The organism is Actinomycetospora aeridis, assembly GCF_037400275.1.
In the GTDB taxonomy this organism is placed as follows: Bacteria; Actinomycetota; Actinomycetes; order Mycobacteriales; family Pseudonocardiaceae; genus Actinomycetospora; species Actinomycetospora aeridis.
This window is the reverse complement of record NZ_JBBEGL010000007.1, coordinates 18,322-33,959: the sequence shown is the minus strand read 5'-3', so window position 1 is coordinate 33,959 and position 15,638 is coordinate 18,322. Positions and strand designations below refer to the sequence as shown.

Genomic DNA, 15,638 nt, shown 5'->3' with positions numbered 1-15,638 from the left:
GGCGGCCCCGTGCCAGAGTGGGCCCGTGCTCGAGGCAGAGCAGGTCGCGCACGCCTACGCCGGATGGATCGCGCACGGCGAACCCGGGTTCCAGGCGATGATGCGGCGCGATCTGCACGACCACGTCAGCGGGCGACGCGGCCCGGAGACCTGGGACATGGTCTGGAGCTGGATCGAGTCCAGCTTCGCGGAGCGCCGGGCGGAGCTGCACGGCTGGGGCAGGCTCGACGACGGCCGGATCGCGGTGTGGGTGACACTGCACGGCCGGCACGTCGGACGCGGGATGCCCTGGCTGGGGGACCGGGCGCCCAGCGGCGCCCAGGTCGCCTGGAAGCAGCTCCACGTCTTCGCCACCGACGGCGAGCACCTCACCGAGCACTGGGCGGTCCGCGACGACCTCGGCGTCATCGAGGCCGTCGACGCCGCGAACGCCTGACCGGGGCGGTCCCGCTCACGCGCCCTCGAAGTCGGCAGCGGTCATGCCGGCGGGGTGTCCGTCCGGCCACTGCACGAGCTCGATCCGGTAGCCGTCCGGGTCGGTCAGCCAGGACGTCCGCAGCCCCGGCCCGGGCGCGGACGGCGGTTCGGCGGCGACGCCCCGCTCGGCGAGGTCGGCGATCGTCGCGTCGAGGTCGTCGGTCTGGACGACGAGGTGGTTGACGGCCTCGGTGCTGGTCACGGGCCGATCGGGGTCGTGGACGAGCTCGAGGCTGGCGAACGGGTCGTCCGGCAGCGCGAGCATGGTGACGCTGCCGAACGCGGTGTCGGGGACGCGGCCGAGCTCGGCGTAGCCGAGGGCGGTGTAGAAGGCCAGCGAGCGGTCCCGATCGGTGACGCGGAGCCCGAGGTGGAGCATGCGCATGCGCGGCAGCCTAGGGGCGGGCGGCCCCGACCTGGTCGGCCTGCGCGCGGCGGGCGGCGGCGATGACCTCGGTGAGCGCGCCGTGGAGCGCGCGGAGCTCGGGGAGCTCCATGTCGAGGCGTTCGACGATGGCCGGCGGGATGCGCTCGGCCTGCTGCCGCAGTGCCGCGCCGGCCGGGGTGAGACCGACCGCGAGGGCGCGCTCGTTGCCCGGCTGCCGCTCGCGGGTGAGGTAGCCCGCCGCCTCGAGCCGCTTGAGCAGCGGCGACAACGTCCCCGGGTCCAGATCGAGCAGCCGGCCGAGCTCGGTGACGGTCCTCGGTGCCTGCTGCCACAGGGCGAGCATCACCAGGTACTGCGGGTGGGTGAGGTTCATCGGCTCGAGCAGCGGCTTGTACACCGAGATCACCGTGCGAGCGGCGACGGCGAGCGCGAAGCAGACCTGGTTCTCCAGGGCGAGCGGGTCGACCTCGCCGAGGTCGGGGGCCGTCCCCTCGTCGGGGTCGGTGCCCGGACGATCGGGCACCCGCTGTGTCGAGGGCGTCATCGACACGACGATAGCGCCTGCAGCACACTCTTGGTGTGCAAAGTGTTGGTGCCCCAACTGCGGAGGCCGAAGTGTCCGTCGCGCGACCGAACCCGGCGCAGTGGCTCTGGTACGCCTTCGGCGGCGGGCTGCCCGCGCGCTACGCGTCGTGGGTCCTGCACGACACCACGACCCGCACCTGGTGGCTGCGCCACATCGTGCGCTGCGTCGTCCAGGTCGCCCCGTTCGTCGTCGCCATCGTCGTCCTCGTGCCCGGGCCGCTCTGGCTGCGCCTCATGTGCTCGCTGGGCGGGGCGATCATGGGCCTGATCTTCTCGATCAGCTACATGCACGAGACCGCGGAGCACCGGCTGGTGAAGGCCGGGTACCCGCCGGGCACCGGGCCGGCCGCGCGGGCCGAGCGCACGGCCGACAGGGACGCGGCCGCCGCCGAGCGCTACGCCGCCCGCTACCGGACGCCGCCCGCCGCCTGAGCGTGGGTGCTCGCGGACCGACGGGCAGTCACTAGCCTGCGCCCCGTGCCGACCTACCGGATGGCCGAGGCCGCGAACCTGCTCGGGATCAGCGACGACACGATGCGTCGCCTCGTCGAGAGCGAGGGGATGGCCGGCCAGGACGCGTCCGGTCGGCGCGTCGTCGACGGCGCGGACCTCGCCGCGCTGGCGCAGCGCCGGGCGCACCAGGTCGAGGACCCGTCCGGGGTGCGGCGCTCGGCGCGCAACCGGCTGGTCGGGCTGGTCACGTCGGTCACCTCGGACAAGGTGATGTCCCAGGTCGAGCTGCAGTGCGGACCGGCGCGGATCGTGTCGTTGATGAGCACCGAGGCGGTCGAGGAGCTGGACCTGAAGCCGGGGGACCTCGCGGTCGCGGTGATCAAGTCGACGATGGTCACCGTCGAGACGCCGCGGTAGGCACGGACCCCGCGTCAGTGGTCTCGACGCCCGACCCGAGCGGGTCTGACGGCCGGCGTCGTGCCGGCGGGGTCACCGACGACGGGCCGCCCGGCGCCGTTGCCGTCCCGTCGTCGCGGGGGCGGGGGCGCCCGCCGGCGGACCGTCCGAGCGGCGGGGGGTGCGGGAACTGTTGGCCGTGCGCCCGCGGACGACGCCGATGAACTCCTCCATCAGCTCGGTGTTCTCCGCGTCCGGCCAGGTGAGGACGACGCCGGACTGCGGGGCATCGGTGATCGGCCGGTGGGCGAGGTCCCGGCGGTGGTGCAGGCGGGCCAGCGACAGGGGGACGACCAGCAGACCGACCCCCGCGGCGACGAGCTCGATCGCCTCGGCCGTCGTCGGGGGGTCGTACGAGGCCGCCCGGCCCGGCCGGTCGCCGGGCCAGGGGAGGGTGTCGTCCAGTGGCCGCAGGACGACGTCGTCGGCGAGGTCGTCGAGGACCGCCTCGTCGACGGCGGTGAGTACGTGCTCCTTCGGCGCGACGGCCACGGTGGTCTCGGTGTAGAGCGGGATCGCGTGCAGCCCGGTCCGGTCGATCGGCAGCCGGACGACGCCGGCGTCCAGCGACCCGGCCCGGATCTGCTCCACCGCCTCGTCCGTGGTCGCGGCCACGAGCTCGAGGGGCACGTCGGGACGGCGCTCGGCCCAGATCCGTGCCCACTTGCCCGGCGTGGCGCCCGGGACGTAGCCGAGCCGGAACGGGGTGTCGCCATGCTCGGTCACGGGCTCAGGCTATCGGCCGGTCCGGCCCGATAACCTGGGCCGATGGCGCGGCAGAGGACGAGGCAGACGATGAAGCCCGCGACAGCGGCGAAGAAGCTGGGCGTGCACCTCGACGCGACGCCCGCCGAGTTCCGTGAGGGCGTGGTGTCCCGCGACGAGCTCGACGCCCTGCAGGCCGACCCGCCCGCGTGGCTGCGCGATCTGCGCCGTGACGGCCCGCACCCGCGCCCCGTGGTCGCGGACCGGCTCGGTGTGTCGATCTCCGGTCTGGCCCGGGCCGAGATCACCGAGCCGCTGACCACCGCCCAGATCACGGCGTTGAAGGAGGAGCAGCCCGAGTGGCTGCGCCGCGAGCGCAACCTCCGTGCCGAGGTGCAGCGCGAGGAGGCCCGTCTGCGCGCCCAGCGCTCGGGCGACGGCGGCGCCCGGTAGGGCGTGTCCGACGGCCGCGTGCCGGGAGCGCCGGAAGCCCAGGGCAGACCGTTCAGGCCCGCCCTGGGCTCCGCGTCGGGTCGTGAGGGGTCAGCCGCTGCTGCCCTGGTCGGCGGCGCCGGTCCCGCCGCTCCCGTCGGTGCCGGCGGTGCTCCCGCCGTCCTCGGTGGTGGTCCCGCCGCTGTCCACCGACGGGCCGACGACGCCGCCGTTCTGCGGGGAGCCGGGTTCGGACGCCGGGTCGGTACCCGGGTCTCGGTGGTCGGCGTGCGCGGTCCGCCGCCGCTGCCGCTCTGCGGCTGCCCCGGGTCGTCCGGCGGCACGTCCGGGTCGCCGGAGCGCGGCGTGCCCGACGAGGGCGGCGGCACCTGGCTCCCGTTCGGCTGGATCTTCCCGCCGTCGGGGAGGGTGGTCTCCTTGCGCTCGCTGCCGTCGTGGTTGACGGGCTTGCCGTTCTCGTCGACGAAGGTGCCGTCGACGAAGCCGCGTCCCTGGACGACGTTCCGCGGCGTCCCGTCCCTGCTCACCACCAGCAGCGTCACCACACCGGGCTTGGGCCGGAAGACGTAGGTGACCGTGCCGTCGTAGTTGCGGATGATCGAGGAATAGGGCGAGAGGTTGGTCGGTCGGTACTCGCGGTCGACGACCTGCCCGTCCGGCGCGATCCAGACCTCCTCGCCGTCGTTGCCGACGAACCTCATCATCTCCCGGCGCGAGCCGTCCTGGTTGTAGTAGAAGCCGTCGGTGCCCCGGTAACCGCCGTCGGGCAGGGGGATGCTGGACGGGGGCCGCTGGGGAAGGGCGACGATCGTGCCGTCGGCCCGCTGGAGGCGCCCGTCGGAGAGCGTGACCGACCCGTCGTAGTTGAAGGTGCCGGAGAGCGGCGGCGCCGCGGGCCCGGGGGTGCTGGGCGTGCCGGGGTCAGCGGTGCCGCCGCTGCCGTCACCGATGCCGCCCCCGATGTCGGTGGGGACAGGGGTGGGGCCCGAGCCGGTGGTGTCGGGCTTGCCCGGACGGGTCACCGGCCCGTCGGTGACCGGGTTCCTGAAGGTGTGGGTCGCGATGGGAGCGGGCGCCGGGACCACCGTCGTCACGGTCGGGTCGGCGCTCTCCCCGGGGGTGAGGGGGTTGCCGGAGAAGCACTTGACGGTGGGCTGGCCGTAGCTGTTGACGAACACCGCCGTGCCCGCCGCCAGCACCGCCGGGGTGCGCACGAAGGTGCCGTCCCGGTAGCCGTGGTCGACCACCGCGGTGGGTGAGCGCAGCACCACCGGCGTCAGGCCCTGCACGTAGGCCGGCAGCTGGTCGGGGGCGATGCGCTGGACCTGCGCCCACGCGGTGCCCCGGGCCGGATCGGTCTGCAGCGCCGAGAGCAGCGCGGTCGCGTCGCAGGCCGGAGCGGCCGGGTCCGCGGCGTACATCTGCGGGGTGTCCGCGGGTCGCTCCCCGCCGGCGGCCACCGCCACCGTGCCGGGGACGTCGCTGCCGACGGGCGCGGTGAAGGGGTTCTCCCCGGCGTAGGAGACGGTCTGGAACTCGTTGTCCGGGCCGGAGGCCAGCTGCTCGAGGGTGAAGGCGGTGCCGGCGGCGACGGCGAGCGCGACCGCCGCCGCGGCGAGCTTCACCCGTCGCGATCGTCGCGGCGGGGCCGCACCCGGCGGCGGGAACGAGCGTGTCGGCGGGGGAGTCGGCTGCGGGTCCGGACCGGTCGGGGGGACGGGGGTACGGGTCACGTGCCCGTGGATCTGTGTCATGCCGTGAACGATGCGGCCCCACCGGCCATCGCCTCATCGGTGCCTGATCCCCACATTCCCGGCGGCGGCTCCCTACTCCCGGTGCGGCCCGGGCGCCGGGATGCCGTGCGGCTCTCGACCCCGCCGCCACCCGGGGAGTACTACGGCACGGCGGTCATGGCGACGGCCGCCCGGACGAGCTCGGCGTTCATCGTGGCCCGGGACCCGTCGGGCAAGGTGCTGAGGTCCTCGAGGCCGACGCGGATGCCGTGACCGCGCCGGGCCGCGCGCTCGACGACGCGCCACGACGCCGCGCCGACCCCGTGGTGGAGCTGCTCGAGGGTGACCCCGGCCGTGGCGAGGACCCCCTCGATCTCCGCGTCGAGGGCGACCGCGGCGTCGGGGTCGTCGAGGAGGGGCTCGACGACCACCCTCGCGAAGCCCGCGATACCCGTCGACCGCACGAAGCGGTGGGCGTCGTCCAGGGAGAGCAGGCACGCCTCGATCCCCACCCCGCGTCGGGCCAGCATCTCGCTGAGCGCGTCGATGCCGTCCTCGCCCTGGTTGGCGGCCACGAGATCCGGGAGCTCGCTCCACTCGCTGACGAGCGCGAACCGTCGTTCCGGGTCCGGTTCGATCTCGGCGAAGGTCGTGACGTTGACTAGGGTTCCCGGGCACGCGGCACGGACGGCCCGCAGCACGCGCCCCACGTGCTCGGCGGCGAGCGACTCGTTGCCGTCGTCGTCGTAGGCGTGGAGGTGGAGCAGGTTCGCGCCCGCCAGGACGCAGGCGGCCGCGTCGGCCGCGATCTCGTCGGGCGTCCGGGGGACGGCCGGGTGGTCGCTGCTCCCGCACAGCGCCGCCTGGAGCGTGGTCATCGGGGTCCTCCCTGCGCTCGAGCGAGCAGATCGTCCAGCGACGTCGCGGGGTGGCCGGTCAGGGTCGGGACGTCGCCGGTGACGCCGTCGAGCTCGCCGGACGCGATGGCGGTGTAGGTGCTGACCCAGGCGTCGAGCTGCCAGTCCGGGGCCTGGCCGGCCCGGGAGGCGTAGGCGTCGTCGACGGTCTGGTTCTCGAACCGCACGGCGCGACCGGTCCGACGGGCGATGACGCCGGCGGCCTCGGTGAGGGTGAGGGCCTCGGGGCCGGTGAGGCTGTAGGTCGCCCCGTCGTGCTCGTAGGGGTCGGTGAGGACCGCGGCCGCGGCCTCGGCGATGTCGTCCTGCGCCACCGCGGCCACGCGCCCGTCACCGGCAGGGCCCCGGATGACGCCGTCGGCCTCGACGAGCTCGGGCAGGAAGTCGAGGTAGAAGTTGTCGCGCAGGACGACGGTGGCCAGCCCGCTCGCGCGCAGGTGCTCCTCGGTGGCCCAGTGGTCGCGGGCGAGGGTGAACGTCGCGTCGGGTGAGGCACCGAAGAAGGAGATGTAGACCAGCCGGCGCGCTCCCGCGGCGGCGGTGGCGTCGATGAACGTCCGGTGCTGCTCGACGCGGTCCGGGGTCTCGGAGCCGGAGACCATGAGGACGGTGTCGACGCCCTCGAGCGCCGCACGGACCTGCGCCGGCTCGTCGTAAGCGCAGCGGACGGCCACCGCGCCGGGCAGCTCCGGAGCGCGCTCGGGGCTCCGTACGGCGAGGCGCTGCGCGATCCCCTGCGCGGCGAGCAGGCGCGCGACGCGGCCGCCGAGGCGCCCGGTCGCTCCCGTCACGGCGATCGTCGGGCGCGGGTCACCGGCCACACGACTCTCCCTCCACGTCGTCCTCCGGGTAGACCGACATCGCACAGGATGCCGTCGCGGCAGGGTCGAGGGTGGCGTCGGACCCTGGCGGCGGGGGTGTCCTGAGACACCGACACCGACACCGACACCGACGGGAGCGCGGATGCTGTTCCACCAGATCGACGTCTTCACCGACGAGCTGACCCGGGGCAACGCCGTCGCGGTCGTCCACGGGGCCGACGGGCTCCCGGACGAGACGATGGCCGGGTTCGCGCGGTGGACGAACCTGGCCGAGACGACGTTCCTGCTCGCGCCCACGACGCCCGCGGCGGACTACCGCGTCCGCATCTTCACCCCGGTCCGGGAGCTGCCGTTCGCCGGGCACCCCACCCTGGGTTCGGCGCGCGCCTGGCTCGAGGCGGGCGGGCAGCCGGCGCGGGACCACGTGGTCCAGGAGTGCGGGGTCGGCCTCGTCGAGATCCGGCGGGAGGGGGCCCGGCTCGCGTTCGCCGCCCCACCGCTGGTCCGCGGCGGTCCCGTCGACGGCGCGGACGTGGCGCACCTCGCCGGGGCTCTCGGCGTCGGGCCCGAGGAGGTCGTGGACGCGCAGTGGGTGGACAACGGCCCGGGGTGGGTGGCGCTGCTGCTGCGCGACGCGGCCGCGGTGCTCGCGCTCGAGCCCGACAGGGCCGCGTTCGCCCCGTTCGGTTCGATCGGCGTGGCCGGGCTGTACGAGCCGGGTTCTCCGGTGGCCCTGGAGGTCCGGGCGTTCGTCCCGCAGAACGGGCTGGGGGAGGACCCCGTGACGGGCAGCCTGAACGCGTCCCTGGCCCAGTGGCTGATCGGCACCGGACGGCTGCCGCGGCGCTACGTCGCGTCCCAGGGCAGCCGGCTCCACCGCCGGGGCCGCGTCCACGTGGCCGACGTCGACGGCGAGATCTGGGTGGGCGGGGACACCGTCGTCGGGATCGCCGGCACCGTCGACCTGCCTGCCGGCAGGAGCGACGACTCGGGGACGGATCGGTAGCGATCCCCGACGGATGCGGCCTGCAGGAGCCGTCGCCGCCCTTCTCGGGCCTTGTCCGGAATCGCTCTACCCGTCGGTTGCCTGGTGGAAGAAGCACAGGATCGTCTTGATCTCGAGCGGCTGAGTCACGTTGCTCAAGCTGATCCGGTTGTTCTCTCCGCGGTCAGCGCGGAGCGACGTTGCCGGGAAGGTCAGAATCTTTACCCGAAACTCGTTCGTCGAGGCCGCGACGACTATCCCTGCTGATGCGCTGTTGACGAGTACGTCCGCCGACGCCTCCTGGGTCCCGACAAGCCGTACGGACAACATGAGCAGTGCACTGCCGAATCGCTGGCACCCACCTGTGTCGAAAGTCGAGACGAAGACCTCTGTACCGGGCGCGCTCTTCGGCACCGAGATCACGTCGTTCCCGCTGATCGCGGTGAAATCGCCTAGCAGTGTCATGGCCATGACGGCGCGCCCATGCTCATCGTTCCCAGCCCCTCTCGGTTCAGTCGTCCTGATGAAAGAAGCAGACCATGTCCTTGATCTCGAACCGCTCTCCTACCGCCCGAAGGACGATCTTGTTCTGGCTCGAGTTCCCCCAGAGGTAGGAGCCCGGGAAGACGATCATCTGGGTGCGATACAGATCGGGATCGACGGCGCGGGTGATGGCGCCCGCCCTGGAGTTGTTGACGTGCACCTCTGTGTCTCGGAGCACGCGACGTACCGAGTAGACGAGCACGGCCTCGTGATCTCTGCGTCGACCCTCCGTCTGGAAGCCGGGCAGTACGAACGGATCATCCCCCGTGGAGATCGTGGGCACGACGATGGCGTTGTTGCCGACGACGGAGGCGAAGTCCGCCAGCATGGTGGCCAATCGTGTTCATCCTCTCCCTCGTCCAGGGGTCGACCTTCACCGCGGCTCTGTGTCAACCGAACTGATGGAAGAAGCAGGTAATGTTGCACAGCTCGAAGTCGTCGCTCACGCGCGTGAAGGACAGGATGTTGTTGGGGCCTCGCTCCTCACTGAGGTGATGTGGGTCGAAGAACATGATCTGTGTCTCGAACTCGAGCCCTTCAGTCCTTGGAATCGTTCCGATGAGCTCACCGTTCACAGCTACTTGCGCCTTGCCGAGCAGAAGACGCGCGCAGAGAACCAGGAATGCCGTGCTCGCGCCGTAGCGGCCGCCGGTGTCGAAGCCCTGTGTCAGCGAGAACGAGACACCTGCCGGAGTCCGCGGGATGCGGATGGGGTCGCTCCCGACCACGGTGGCGTAGTCGCAGAGTCTCGTGGCCACGGCTCTCCCCTGCTCGCGACGATCGCCCACCACTCTCGGAGTGGTGCCGGCCCCGACGTGTCGAGTAGCGAAACAGTGCCAGTATCTGGACCCGTTGGTGTCACGGCGTCACTCGAACGCCCAGGCCACTCACTCGTTCGGCGCTTGCCGGGCTGCGGGCATGATCCCCAACCGATCACTCTCCGCGATCACCTGGATATGGCGCCTCCTCGGCACCACCCTCATCGCCGTCTCGTTGACGATCGATGTCAGATTCGACGTGGATCGTCACCAGAACAGCGATCTGGACCGCCGAGCGAGCGAGCCGCTCTCCCCGCTCGGGCGCGGACGAGGGTTTCGGCGAGCAGCGGGCGACTGTGCGGTGGCGATGCTTCGATCTTCGAAGCGTTTCCATCAGCGCGAAGACGTCCCTGGTGAGCGCGACCTCTCCGGCCGTCGTCGCGCCTCCCAGCGAAGCGACCGCCAACTCGACGCCAGCCGGCGTGGACCGGCGCGCGGGGCCGCCGCGATGGTCGGCGTGCACGGCTCCGCTACGTGCCAGCACTGTTCCGCGCACCCGCGGGAGGCGGGACACTGCCGGACGTGCGGGCGGGACGGGGCGTCGCGTGGCTCACCGGGGCGGGGGCCACGCTGGTGGCTGCCGCGACGGTGACGCACGCGCTGGTCAGCCCCGTGCCCGAACCCGGCGTGGCGCGGGCGGTGGTGCTCGGCGTGCCGGTCCTGGCGTGTGCCGTGGCCGGCCTGGTGATCGTCACGCGTGTCCCGGGCAACCGCATCGGAGGCCTGCTGCTGGTCAGCGCGTGCGCCGCCGCCCTCTACGCCGCGGCCTGGCACGTGGGCGGCCAGGGAGTGGCGAGCGCTCCCGAGGCCCCGATCACCGCCTGGGCCGCCCTGTGGGTGCACAGCGGGTGGCCCACGTTCTACGCAGGGCTGGTCGGGCTGGCCTTCCTGTTCCCCGACGGGCGGCTGGCCTCGCCGCGATGGCGCCCGGTCGCCGCGGTCGTCGCGCTGGCCTTCGGCGGGTTCCTCGTCCTGGCGATCTTCGACCCGCGCCCCTTCTATGCGCCGTTCGACAGGCTGTCCAACCCGCTGCCCGTGGCGGACGTCGCCGACCTGCTGACCGTCGGCGAGTTCGTGCTGCTGGCCCCGCTGCTCGTCGCCATCGCCGCGGTGGTCGCCCGCTACCGCCGGTCGAGCGGCCTCGCACGGGCGCAGTTGCGCTGGTTCGCGCTGGCCGCGGTGCTCATGCCGGTGACCTTCGTGACCTGCCTCGTCGAGTTCCTGGTGACCGGCGCCGTCGCCGAGGCCACGATCCTGGCGGCGTCCGTCACCCAGGTCGCCATCGTCTCGGCGGTCACGGTCGCCGTCCTGCGCTACCGGCTCTACGACATCGACGTCCTGATCAACCGGACGGTCGTCTACGCCGTGCTCACCGGACTGCTCGCGGCCGTCTACGTCGTGATCGCGCTGTCCGTGGGCGTCGCGGTCGGCACGGGCTCGAACTGGGCGACCGCCGCGGCGACGCTCGCGGTCGCCGTCGCGTTCCGGCCGCTGCGGGGGCGGGTGCAGCGGGTCGTCGATCGCCGGTTCGACCGCGACCGCAGCGAGCGGTTGCGCCACGCCGAGCACTTCCTCGGCGAGGTCCGCGCGGGACGGGCGGCACCGGAGCAGGTCGGCCGCGTGCTCGCCGAAGCCGTCAGTGACGACACCGTGGAGCTGTACTTCTGGATGCCCGACGGCGAGGTGTTCGCCGACGCGGCCGGCGTGGAGCACGAGCAGCTGCCCGACGACGGTCGCGAGCGCACGCCCGTCCGCAGCGGCGCGCAGCAGTTGGCCATGGTGCTGCACGCACACCCGGAACGGCCCGCGCTGCTGCGCGCGGTGCTGGAGACGCTCGGGCTGGCCGTCGAGATCGCCCGGCTGCGGGTGGAGGTGCGCCGTCAACTGGCCCGGGTGCGCGAATCGCGCGCCCGCATCGTCGCCGCGACCCACGCCGAGCGGCGGCGCATCGAGCGCAACCTGCACGACGGTGCGCAGCAGCGGCTGGTGTCGGTGGGCCTGACGCTGCGCCACGTGCAGCACCGGCTGTCGCCGACCGACGACGCCTCGGTGCTGCTCGACGGCGCCGTGGCCGAGGTGGGTGGGGCGATCGACGAGCTGCGGGAGCTGGCCCGCGGCCTCGGTCCCGCCGCGCTCGACCGCGGCCTGGCGGCCGCGCTCACCGACCTCGGGGCGCGCGCTCCGCTGCCGGTGCACGTCGACGCGGTGGTCGACCGGTTGCCCGGCGACGTGGAGGCCGCCGCCTACTTCCTCGCCAGCGAGGCCGTGACCAACGTGGTCAAGCACGCGCGCGCCACGACGGTGTCGCTGTCGGCGGGGCGGGAGAACGGCTGCCTGCGCGTCGTCGTCGCCGATGACGGCGTGGGGGGTGCCGGCCTGCGCGCGGGGTCCGGGCTGGCCGGGCTGGCGGACCGGGTCGACGCGCTGGGCGGCCGGCTGGAGATCGACAGCACGCCGGGCACGGGGACGCGGGTGAGCGCGGTGTTGCCGTGCGGGTGATCATCGCCGAGGACCAGGTGCTGCTGAGGGAGGGACTCGCCCGCCTGTTCGCCGACGCGGGGCACGACGTGGTCGGGACGGCGGGCGACGGCGCCGGCCTGCTGTCGATGGCCGACGCCCTGCATCCGGACCTCGCCGTCGTCGACGTCCGCATGCCGCCCACGTTCACCGACGAGGGCATCCGTGCCGCCGCCGCGCTGCGCGCCGAGCGTCCGTCGGTCGGGGTCATGGTCCTGTCGCAGCACATCGAGACGGACGGCGTCGTCGGGCTCGCCTCCGCGGGCGGCTTCGGATACCTGCTCAAGGACCGCGTGCTCGACGTCGCCGAGTTCCTGGCCGGCGCCGAGCGGGTGGCGCGCGGGGGATCGGCGCTGGACCCCCAGGTGGTCGCGACCCTGCTGGCCCCGGGCGGCGGGGACGCGCTCGCCACGCTGTCCGAGCGCGAGCGCGAGGTGCTCGCGCTCGTCGCGGAGGGCCTCACCAACGCGGGCATCGCGCAGCGGCTCGTGCTCACCGGCCGCACCGTCGAGACGCACGTGCGCAACGTCCTGGCCAAGCTCGACCTTCCCGACGGCGCCGACAGCCACCGCCGCGTGCACGCCGTCCTCGCGTACCTGCGCGCCGCGCGCCGTCAGTAGCGGCACTGAGCACCCCTGCGTGCCGTGCCCACCCAGGTGCCGTGTGCACCCGGATGTCGCAGGTCACGGGGCTTCGTAGCGTTCCCGGCACCGGCCGAGGTCCCTCCGCCGGACCCAGCTGGGACAGCGAGGAGCAACCATGGACACCACCACAACACGACGCAGCGGGTTCGCGCGCACCGCCGGGATCATCGGTCTCGGCGGAGGTCTGCTCGGTGCGGTCTTCGCCGCATACGAACTGGCGACGCTCCCGTACGAGGTGAGCTTCGCGACGAACGCCGTCGCCGCGGTGGCCCACCTGGCGGTGATCGTCGCGCTCGGCGGGCTGGCCGCCCTCGGCGCCGCCGGCTCCGGGTGGTGGGGTCGGGCCGGGATCGGTGTGGCGATCCTGGGCTGGACGGCCCTCACCGTCGCGGAGCTCGTCGAGCCGTTCGACGAGGCGAGCGCCATGCCGATGTTCGAGATCGCCCCGCTCGTCATCGGCGCCGGCATGCTGCTGGTGGGGGTCGCGGTGCTGCGCGCCCGCCACTGGTCGGGGTGGCGACGGATCGTCCCCCTCGTGATCGGCGCCTACGTGTTCGTGGTCTTCCTGCCGGTGGCGATCGCAGTCGCGACCGACGCAGGGTTCTGGGCGGTCCTGCTCGGGTGGTTCCTCGGGTACGCCGCGCTCGGGCTCGCCGTCGTCGTCGAAGCACCCGTCCCGGCGGGCTCGCCTGAGCGGGCCCGCGTCGCGTGACCAGCGCCTCGGACGAGGAGGGAGAGGGAGACGATGTCCATGCCCGCGTCCGGGGCCAACCCGGCGGTCGATGTCGGATCCCGTCCGTCGGTGCTCGACCGGTGGCCGTGGCTGCTGCTCGTCGTCAGGGTCTTCCGCGCCGTGGGGAGCCTGCTCCGCCAGCGGGGTGACCCGACGCGCGGGGCACACCGGGACGGGTGCGCCGCCGGCGACGCGGACCCCGGATCCGGGGGACAGGAGTCGTGATCGGTGGGCCGGTCGGCTCAGGTGTGGGCCTTGGCCTTGCGGCGCCACTGGGTCAGCGGGCGCTCGGTGTAGCCGTTGGGCTCGGTCCCGCCGGTGAACACCAGCTCGAGGGCGGCCTGGAACGACTCGCTGTTCTCCAGGTCCGGCGCCATGGGCGGGTAGCCGTCCTGGCCCTCGTTCTGCTCGTCGACCAGCGCCGCCATGCGGGCGAAGGTCTCGCGCACGGTGTCGGCGTCGACGACGCCGTGCTCGAGCCAGTTCGCGATGAGCTGACTCGAGATCCGCAGCGTCGCGCGGTCCTCCATGAGCCCGACGCCGTCGAGGTCGGGCACCGTGGAGCAGCCGATGCCCATGCCCACCCAGCGCACGACGTAGCCGAGGATCGACTGGGCGTTGGTCTCCAGCTCCCGGCGCACGTCGTCGTCGGACAGGGTGCTCGGGTCGGAGAGCGGGAGCTCCAGCAGGTGACGGCGGTCGGCCGTCTCCCGTTGCGCGATCTCCTCCTGGACGGCGTGCACGTCGACGCGCAGGTAGTGCAGCGCGTGCAGCGTCGCGGCGGTCGGCGAGGGCACCCACGCCGTGTTCGCCCCGGCCTTCGGGTGCCCGATCTTCTGCTCGAGCATCTCGGCCATCGCGGCGGGCTTGGCCCACATGCCCTTGCCGACCTGCGCGCGGTGCTCGAAGCCGGCCGCCAGGGCGACGTCGACGTTGCGGTCCTCGTAGGTCTGCAGCCAGGTCGTCGCCTTCATGTCGCCCTTGCGCAGCACCGGCCCGGCGGCCATGCAGGTGTGGATCTCGTCGCCGGTCCGGTCGAGGAACCCGGTGTTGACGAAGATGACGCGGTGCGCGGCCGCGCCGATGCAGGCCGACAGGTTGGCCGTGGTCCGCTTCTCCTCGTCCATGATGCCGATCTTCAGCGTGTTCGTGTCGAGGCCGAGGGCCTCCTCGAGCGCCGCGAACAGCTCGACGGTCAGCGCGACCTCCGCCGGCCCGTGCTGCTTGGGCTTGACGATGTAGACGCTCCCGGCGCGGGAGTTGGTGTGCGGTCCGATGCCGCGCAGGTCGTGGAGACCCGCGACGGCGGCGACGAGCGCGTCGAGCACGCCCTCGTTGACCTCCTCGCCGTCCGCGGTGAGCACCGCGTTCGTGGTCATGTGGTGGCCGCAGGTGCGCACGAGCATCATCGATCGGCCCGGGAGCGTGAGGGACGAGCCGTCGGCGGCGGTGTACTCCCGGTCCGGGTGGACCCGCCGGGTGACGGTCTTCCCGCCCTTCGCGAACTCCGCGACCAGGTCGCCGGTCATCAGCCCGAGCCACGTGCGGTAGGCGAGCGCCTTGTCCTCGCCGTCGACCGTCGCGACCGAGTCCTCGAGGTCGACGATCGTGGTCACCGCCGACTCGAGCGCGACGTCGCTGACGTCCGCGTGGTGCTGTGTGCCCACCTGGGTGGACGGGTCGATCACCAGGTCGACGTGCAGGCCGTTGCGGACGAGCAGCACGTTGCCCCGGCCGTCGGCGTCGGGAGCGGTGAACCCGGCGAAGGCGGACGGGTCGGCGAGCCCGACCGTGCCGTCGGCCGTGTCGGCGACCAGCCCGTCGGTCGACGGGCGGTAGGCGGTGACGTCGGCGTGGCTCCCGCGCTCGAGCGGGAAGAGCTCGTCGAGCAGCTCGTCGGCGGCCTCGATGACCTGGGCGCCGCGCCGCTCGTCGTACCCCCGGGCGAGCTCGTGGTCCTGGGGGAGCGCGTCGGTGCCGTAGAACGCGTCGAACAGCGAGCCCCAGCGGGCGTTCGCGGCGTTGAGCGAGAACCGCGCGTTCGTCGACGGCACCACCAGCTGCGGACCGGGCACCTCGGCGATCTCCGGATCGACCCGGTCGACGTCGATGGTCGGGACGCTCGAGGGCTCCGGCTCGAGGTAGCCGAGGTCGGTCAGCAGCTTCTCGTAGTCTTCGCGGGAGCCGGCGCCATGGGCCCGGTGCCAGTCGTCGATCTTGGCCTGCAGATCGTCCCGCTCGGTGAGCGCCGTCGCGATCCGGGGGGCGAACCGCTCCTGCAGGCGCGCCAGGATCGACCAGAACTGCTCGCCGGTGAGCTCGACCTGCGCGAGCAGCTCGTCCTCGACGAACGCCCGCAGGTGCTCGTCGACCTTCAGCCCGGATCGCTCGGACATCGTGGACACAGACG

The 15,638-nt window shown here is 73.2% G+C and carries 18 protein-coding genes and 1 pseudogene; 9 read left to right on the top strand and 10 right to left on the bottom strand.

The genetic code is table 11. From position 1 onward, the window contains the following. Positions 1-25 precede the first annotated feature (25 nt). The gene (locus tag WCD41_RS23680; RefSeq protein ID WP_337717094.1) at positions 26-436 is read left to right on the top strand and encodes a hypothetical protein; all 411 of its coding nucleotides are present in this window, start codon (positions 26-28) and stop codon (positions 434-436) included. A 15-nt stretch (positions 437-451) separates the two neighbouring features. Here WCD41_RS23680 and WCD41_RS23675 read toward each other — a convergent pair whose 3' ends face one another. Together WCD41_RS23675 and WCD41_RS23670 are read right to left on the bottom strand one after the other, a co-directional pair. Further along, a complete protein-coding gene (locus WCD41_RS23675) occupies positions 452-862 on the bottom strand; it encodes a VOC family protein (protein WP_337717092.1) in 411 nt (136 codons plus the stop codon). Positions 863-872: 10 nt separating this feature from the next. Next, positions 873-1,409 (bottom strand): MarR family winged helix-turn-helix transcriptional regulator, encoded by a 537-nt coding sequence (locus WCD41_RS23670; RefSeq protein WP_337717090.1) that lies wholly within the window; start codon positions 1,407-1,409, stop codon positions 873-875. 71 nt (positions 1,410-1,480) lie between these two features. Here WCD41_RS23670 and WCD41_RS23665 point away from each other — a divergent pair, with 71 nt between their 5' ends. Together WCD41_RS23665 and WCD41_RS23660 are read left to right on the top strand one after the other, a co-directional pair. After that, positions 1,481-1,882: a DUF5313 family protein gene (locus WCD41_RS23665; protein WP_337717088.1), complete on the top strand. Its 402-nt coding sequence runs from the start codon at positions 1,481-1,483 to the stop codon at positions 1,880-1,882. Positions 1,883-1,942: 60 nt separating this feature from the next. Further along, positions 1,943-2,320, top strand: a complete 378-nt coding sequence (locus WCD41_RS23660; protein WP_373695188.1) for a TOBE domain-containing protein — start codon at positions 1,943-1,945, stop codon at positions 2,318-2,320. 72 nt (positions 2,321-2,392) lie between these two features. Here WCD41_RS23660 and WCD41_RS23655 read toward each other — a convergent pair whose 3' ends face one another. Further along, positions 2,393-3,085 carry a LysR family substrate-binding domain-containing protein gene (locus WCD41_RS23655; RefSeq protein WP_337717083.1) on the bottom strand — a complete coding sequence of 231 codons (693 nt, stop codon included), beginning with the start codon at positions 3,083-3,085 and terminating at the stop codon, positions 2,393-2,395. A gap of 42 nt (positions 3,086-3,127) precedes the next feature. Here WCD41_RS23655 and WCD41_RS23650 point away from each other — a divergent pair, with 42 nt between their 5' ends. Next, positions 3,128-3,517 (top strand): DUF5997 family protein, encoded by a 390-nt coding sequence (locus WCD41_RS23650; protein ID WP_337717527.1) that lies wholly within the window; start codon positions 3,128-3,130, stop codon positions 3,515-3,517. 1,106 nt (positions 3,518-4,623) lie between these two features. Here the strand turns inward: WCD41_RS23650 and WCD41_RS23645 are convergent. From WCD41_RS23645 to WCD41_RS23635, 3 genes and pseudogenes are all read right to left on the bottom strand, one after another. Further along, a pseudogene (locus WCD41_RS23645) lies at positions 4,624-5,271 on the bottom strand (DUF6777 domain-containing protein); the annotation flags it as partial. A 140-nt stretch (positions 5,272-5,411) separates the two neighbouring features. Next, positions 5,412-6,128, bottom strand: a complete 717-nt coding sequence (locus tag WCD41_RS23640) for a 3-keto-5-aminohexanoate cleavage protein (protein WP_337717081.1) — start codon at positions 6,126-6,128, stop codon at positions 5,412-5,414. Next, positions 6,125-6,988 carry an SDR family oxidoreductase gene (locus WCD41_RS23635; protein WP_337717079.1) on the bottom strand — a complete coding sequence of 288 codons (864 nt, stop codon included), beginning with the start codon at positions 6,986-6,988 and terminating at the stop codon, positions 6,125-6,127. The genes WCD41_RS23640 and WCD41_RS23635 overlap by 4 nt, the downstream gene beginning before the upstream one ends. Positions 6,989-7,130: 142 nt before the next feature. Here WCD41_RS23635 and WCD41_RS23630 point away from each other — a divergent pair, with 142 nt between their 5' ends. After that, positions 7,131-7,994: a PhzF family phenazine biosynthesis protein gene (locus WCD41_RS23630; protein WP_337717078.1), complete on the top strand. Its 864-nt coding sequence runs from the start codon at positions 7,131-7,133 to the stop codon at positions 7,992-7,994. Between the two features lie 66 nt (positions 7,995-8,060). On the opposite strand, the gene WCD41_RS23625 is transcribed toward WCD41_RS23630, so the two are convergent. From WCD41_RS23625 to WCD41_RS23615, 3 genes are all read right to left on the bottom strand, one after another. Continuing rightward, complete coding sequence (locus tag WCD41_RS23625; RefSeq protein WP_337717076.1) at positions 8,061-8,444, bottom strand: hypothetical protein; 384 nt, start codon at positions 8,442-8,444, stop codon at positions 8,061-8,063. A gap of 40 nt (positions 8,445-8,484) precedes the next feature. Then, complete coding sequence (locus tag WCD41_RS23620; RefSeq protein WP_337717074.1) at positions 8,485-8,844, bottom strand: hypothetical protein; 360 nt, start codon at positions 8,842-8,844, stop codon at positions 8,485-8,487. 61 nt (positions 8,845-8,905) lie between these two features. Continuing rightward, complete coding sequence (locus WCD41_RS23615; protein WP_337717072.1) at positions 8,906-9,274, bottom strand: hypothetical protein; 369 nt, start codon at positions 9,272-9,274, stop codon at positions 8,906-8,908. A 582-nt stretch (positions 9,275-9,856) separates the two neighbouring features. Here WCD41_RS23615 and WCD41_RS23610 point away from each other — a divergent pair. From WCD41_RS23610 to WCD41_RS23595, 4 genes are all read left to right on the top strand, one after another. After that, a complete protein-coding gene (locus WCD41_RS23610) occupies positions 9,857-11,833 on the top strand; it encodes a sensor histidine kinase (RefSeq protein WP_337717071.1) in 1,977 nt (658 codons plus the stop codon). Further along, the gene (locus WCD41_RS23605) at positions 11,824-12,471 is read left to right on the top strand and encodes a response regulator transcription factor (protein ID WP_337717070.1); all 648 of its coding nucleotides are present in this window, start codon (positions 11,824-11,826) and stop codon (positions 12,469-12,471) included. The genes WCD41_RS23610 and WCD41_RS23605 overlap by 10 nt, the downstream gene beginning before the upstream one ends. Positions 12,472-12,610: 139 nt before the next feature. Then, positions 12,611-13,207 carry a hypothetical protein gene (locus WCD41_RS23600; RefSeq protein ID WP_337717068.1) on the top strand — a complete coding sequence of 199 codons (597 nt, stop codon included), beginning with the start codon at positions 12,611-12,613 and terminating at the stop codon, positions 13,205-13,207. Positions 13,208-13,240: 33 nt separating this feature from the next. Then, positions 13,241-13,453, top strand: a complete 213-nt coding sequence (locus WCD41_RS23595) for a hypothetical protein (protein ID WP_337717066.1) — start codon at positions 13,241-13,243, stop codon at positions 13,451-13,453. Positions 13,454-13,470: 17 nt separating this feature from the next. Here the strand turns inward: WCD41_RS23595 and WCD41_RS23590 are convergent, their stop codons facing one another. Continuing rightward, on the bottom strand, positions 13,471-15,624 hold the full coding sequence (locus tag WCD41_RS23590) for a malate synthase G (protein WP_337717525.1): 2,154 nt from the start codon (positions 15,622-15,624) through the stop codon (positions 13,471-13,473). Between the last annotated feature and the right edge of the window lie 14 nt (positions 15,625-15,638).

What these genes read in the sequence shown, in the direction of transcription:
- WCD41_RS23650 (WP_337717527.1), top strand. Translation starts at nt 3,128, where the DNA reads ATGGCGCGGCAGAGGACGAGGCAGACGATGAAGCCCGCGACAGCGGCG.
- WCD41_RS23625 (WP_337717076.1), bottom strand. Translation starts at nt 8,444, where the DNA reads ATGGCCATGACACTGCTAGGCGATTTCACCGCGATCAGCGGGAACGAC.
- WCD41_RS23660 (WP_373695188.1), top strand. Translation starts at nt 1,943, where the DNA reads ATGGCCGAGGCCGCGAACCTGCTCGGGATCAGCGACGACACGATGCGT.
- WCD41_RS23670 (WP_337717090.1), bottom strand. Translation starts at nt 1,409, where the DNA reads ATGACGCCCTCGACACAGCGGGTGCCCGATCGTCCGGGCACCGACCCC.
- WCD41_RS23630 (WP_337717078.1), top strand. Translation starts at nt 7,131, where the DNA reads ATGCTGTTCCACCAGATCGACGTCTTCACCGACGAGCTGACCCGGGGC.
- WCD41_RS23620 (WP_337717074.1), bottom strand. Translation starts at nt 8,844, where the DNA reads ATGCTGGCGGACTTCGCCTCCGTCGTCGGCAACAACGCCATCGTCGTG.
- WCD41_RS23675 (WP_337717092.1), bottom strand. Translation starts at nt 862, where the DNA reads ATGCGCATGCTCCACCTCGGGCTCCGCGTCACCGATCGGGACCGCTCG.
- WCD41_RS23600 (WP_337717068.1), top strand. Translation starts at nt 12,611, where the DNA reads ATGGACACCACCACAACACGACGCAGCGGGTTCGCGCGCACCGCCGGG.
- WCD41_RS23595 (WP_337717066.1), top strand. Translation starts at nt 13,241, where the DNA reads ATGTCCATGCCCGCGTCCGGGGCCAACCCGGCGGTCGATGTCGGATCC.
- WCD41_RS23590 (WP_337717525.1), bottom strand. Translation starts at nt 15,624, where the DNA reads ATGTCCGAGCGATCCGGGCTGAAGGTCGACGAGCACCTGCGGGCGTTC.
- WCD41_RS23640 (WP_337717081.1), bottom strand. Translation starts at nt 6,128, where the DNA reads ATGACCACGCTCCAGGCGGCGCTGTGCGGGAGCAGCGACCACCCGGCC.